Source organism: Streptomyces hygroscopicus, from assembly GCF_026168105.1.
Lineage (GTDB): Bacteria > Actinomycetota > Actinomycetes > Streptomycetales > Streptomycetaceae > Streptomyces > Streptomyces hygroscopicus_D.
Window position 1 is genome coordinate 1 of record NZ_LBMW01000120.1, and the last position, 3,648, is coordinate 3,648.

4 protein-coding genes and 1 pseudogene are annotated in these 3,648 nt (G+C 71.7%); 1 reads left to right on the top strand and 4 read right to left on the bottom strand.

Going from position 1 to position 3,648, the window contains the following annotated elements; all coding sequences use genetic code 11:
- Window positions 1–209: 209 nt before the first annotated feature.
- A complete protein-coding gene (locus AAW14_RS39040; RefSeq protein ID WP_265569217.1) occupies window positions 210–500 on the top strand; it encodes a hypothetical protein in 291 nt (96 codons plus the stop codon).
- Window positions 501–704: 204 nt separating this feature from the next.
- Here the strand turns inward: AAW14_RS39040 and obgE are convergent, their stop codons facing one another.
- From obgE to AAW14_RS39060, 4 genes and pseudogenes are all read right to left on the bottom strand, one after another.
- Window positions 705–2,141, bottom strand: coding sequence for a GTPase ObgE (gene obgE, locus AAW14_RS39045; protein WP_265569218.1), 1,437 nt, complete (start codon window positions 2,139–2,141; stop codon window positions 705–707).
- A gap of 159 nt (window positions 2,142–2,300) precedes the next feature.
- The gene (rpmA, locus tag AAW14_RS39050; protein WP_055703572.1) at window positions 2,301–2,555 is read right to left on the bottom strand and encodes a 50S ribosomal protein L27; all 255 of its coding nucleotides are present in this window, start codon (window positions 2,553–2,555) and stop codon (window positions 2,301–2,303) included.
- A gap of 14 nt (window positions 2,556–2,569) precedes the next feature.
- Window positions 2,570–2,890 (bottom strand): 50S ribosomal protein L21, encoded by a 321-nt coding sequence (rplU, locus tag AAW14_RS39055; RefSeq protein ID WP_004001309.1) that lies wholly within the window; start codon window positions 2,888–2,890, stop codon window positions 2,570–2,572.
- Between the two features lie 369 nt (window positions 2,891–3,259).
- Window positions 3,260–3,648 (bottom strand): annotated as a pseudogene (locus AAW14_RS39060) (ribonuclease E/G); the annotation flags it as partial.

Below are 3,648 nucleotides of genomic sequence, written 5' to 3' on the forward strand. Positions count from 1 at the left end.
CGATCTGGCGGCGGGGGCGGCGGGGGCGCCGGGGGCGCCGTAGCCGCCGGGGCCGCCGGGTCGCCAGGGCTCTCCGGATTCGTCTTGGCCGCCGGAGTCGCCGGATGCTCCAGGGCTCGCCGGATTCCGCCGGGGCCACCATTGCGCCGGGCCACCGGAGCCGCCGGATTCGTCGATTCGTCGGAGCAGCCGGGGCTGCCGGATTCGTCGTGGCCGCCAGGGCCACCGGAGCCGCCAGGGCCACCGGAGCCGCCGGATTCGCCAGGGCCACCGGCGCCAACATGGCCACCGGAGGCACCGAGGCTCACCAGATCGGAACCACCAAGGCACCCGAAGTCACCGGAGCCACCGGCGTCCGCCGAATCACCGGAGTCACCGCAGCCGCCAGGGCCACCGGAGCCACGATGGACACCGGAGCCCGCCGAAGTTGCCAAGGCCGCCGGCGCAACCACCACGCCAGAACGGTCAGGGCCGCCGGGACTCCGCGCGGCGGACGGTGAAGGCCGGCTCCGGGCCCCGCCGTTCGTCTCTTCGGCCGGTTTCGGAGCGGTCGGCCGTTCCCGGCCCGGCTCAGCCGCCCTCAGCCCTTACGGGTTCGAGGACGAGGCCGCCAGGCCGACAGGCCGGGGCCCCAGGGGACGCAGCCCCAGGGACGACACGCCCCGGCGCCGAACAACTGCCGTGCGCTCCCCCGCGCGTTCCGATCAGAACGGCTCGAAGTCGTCGAAGTCCCGCTGCGCCTCGTCCCGTTCCGCCTGCCGGTCCCGGCGTCGCTGTGCGGCCGGCCGTGCCCCCTCGAACCGGTGGTCCTCGCCGCGTCGGCCGAGCATCTCCGCGCCCGCCGTCACCGACGGCTCCCAGTCGAAGACGACCGCGTTCTCCTCGGGCCCGATCGCGACGCCGTCACCTGCCCGGGCGCCCGCCTTCATCAACTCCTCCTCGACACCGAGGCGGTTGAGCCGGTCGGCGAGGTAGCCGACGGCCTCGTCGTTGTTGAAGTCGGTCTGGCGCACCCACCGCTCCGGCTTCTCGCCGCGCACCCGGAAGAGGCCGTCATCCTCGCGCGTCACCGTGAAGCCGGCGTCGTCGACCGCCTTCGGCCGGATGACGATACGGGTCGCCTCCTCCTCGGGCCTCGCGGCCCGCGCCTTCGCGACCAGATCGGCGAGGGCGTACGACAACTCCTTCAGCCCGAGATGGGCCACGGCGGAGACCTCGAAGACGCGGTACCCGCGCGCCTCCAGGTCCGGCCTCACCATCTCGGCCAGGTCCTTGCCGTCCGTTACGTCGATCTTGTTGAGGACGACGATCCGCGGGCGGTCGTCGAGGCCGCCGTACTGCTTCAGCTCCTCCTCGATGACGTCGAGGTCGGAGACGGGATCGCGGTCGGACTCCAGCACGGCCGTGTCCAGCACGTGCACGAGCACGCTGCACCGCTCGACGTGCCGCAGGAACTCCAGGCCGAGGCCCTTGCCCTGACTGGCGCCCGGGATGAGCCCGGGAACGTCGGCGATGGTGTACACGGTCGCACCCGCGGTCACCACGCCCAGGTTCGGGACGAGGGTGGTGAACGGATAGTCGGCGATCTTCGGCTTGGCGGCGGACAACACGGAGATCAGCGACGACTTGCCCGCGCTCGGATAGCCGACGAGGGCCACGTCCGCGACCGTCTTCAGCTCGAGCACGATGTCCTGCAGGTCACCGGGCTCGCCGAGCAGCGCGAAGCCGGGCGCCTTGCGGCGGGCGGAGGCCAGCGCCGCGTTGCCGAGGCCGCCACGGCCGCCCTGGGCCGCGATGTACGACGTCCCGTGCCCGACCATGTCGGCCAGCACATTGCCCGCCTTGTCGAGGACGACCGTGCCGTCCGGCACCGGCAGGACCAGGTCCTGGCCGTCCTTGCCGGCCCGGAAACCGCCCTCGCCGGGCTTGCCGTTGGTGGCCTTGCGGTGCGGGGAGTGGTGGTAGTCGAGAAGCGTGGTGACCGACTGGTCGACGGTGAGGATCACATCGCCGCCGCGGCCGCCGTTGCCGCCGTCGGGACCGCCGAGCGGCTTGAACTTCTCACGGTGAACGGAGGCGCAGCCGTGGCCTCCGTTACCCGCGCCGACGTGCAGTTCGACGCGGTCCACGAAGGTGGTCATGGTGCAGTGCCTCCAGAAACGTACGGACTATGTCCTGACTACTGTGATGTGCAACAAGCGAAAGGCGGACCCGCCTTCCCGAACGGGAAGTGAGGTCCGCCTCGCGAAGATTCGCGATTGCTCGCGAAGGCCTGTGCGAAGGCCCGTGAAGACGTTCGGTCAGGCGACCGGAACGACGTTCACGACCTTGCGGCCACGGTGGGTGCCGAACTCCACCGCACCGGCCTGCAGCGCGAACAGCGTGTCGTCGCCGCCACGGCCGACGCCCGCGCCCGGGTGGAAGTGGGTGCCGCGCTGGCGGACCAGGATCTCACCCGCGTTCACGACCTGACCGCCGAAGCGCTTCACGCCGAGCCGCTGGGCGTTCGAGTCGCGACCGTTCCGAGTGGACGATGCGCCCTTCTTGTGTGCCATCTGTTCTCAGTCCCTTACTTCGCAGCCGTGGGGATCTCGGTGACCTTGATCGCCGTGTACTGCTGGCGGTGGCCCTGGCGACGGCGGTAACCGGTCTTGTTCTTGTAGCGCAGAATGTCGATCTTCTGGCCCTTGTGGTGGTCCACGACCTCGGCCTGGACCTTGATCCCGGCCAGCACCCACGGGTCGCTGGTCACGGAGTCGCCGTCGACCACGAGCAGGGTCGAGAGCTCGACCGTGTCGCCAACCTTGGCAGTGGAAATCTTGTCAACCTCAACGATGTCGCCGACAGCAACCTTGTGCTGGCGACCACCGCTGCGCACGATGGCGTACACGCGGATCTCACTCTCTTCGCTCGGGAACGGCACCCCCGCAGTCCAGCCGCCCGGCATGGCCGACGGCCTCTCCCGAGGCGCACGGCGCCCGGGAGGAAGAGGTTTACGGGGATGTGGCGCATCAGTGGACACGCCGACGGTCAAGGTTACGGGGCCGGGACGGGGAGGGTCAAACCGGGCCCACGAGACGCTGGACACGTCGTCGTCCCCGCCGTCCTGCGGCCTGCCCGACGAACTCGGCCTGCCCGGAGGGAACCGGCCTGCCCGACGACCTCGGCCCGCCCGGAGGGAACCGGCCTGCCCGACGACCTCGGCCCGCCCGGGGGGAACCGGGCGGGCCGCGGACGTGGTGCCGTCGGGTCGGGGGCGTCAGCCCTCCGTGGACACCGAGACCGTCGGCTGAGGCTGCTGCTCGGCGGCCGCCGTCTTCTTCGACGCCGCCTTCTTGGCGGTCGTCTTCTTCGCGGCGGTCTTCTTGGCAACGGCCTTCTTGGCCGCCGTCTTCTTGGTGGCGGCCTTCTTCGCCGTCGCCTTCTTCGCGGTCTTGCGCGCCGCCTTCTTGGCGGGCGCCGACGGCTCGGCCTCCGTCGACGCGGCCGGTGCCTCGGGCGTCTCGGCCGCTGCCTCCGCCTCCGTCGCCGGGACGACCACGACGGCCGCCTCCTCCGACGAGGTGGGCGCGGTGGCCTTGCGCACGGCACGGCGGCGCGGACGGGCCGGGGCGGTGGCCTCGGCGGGCGCCTCGGCCGGGGCGGCGG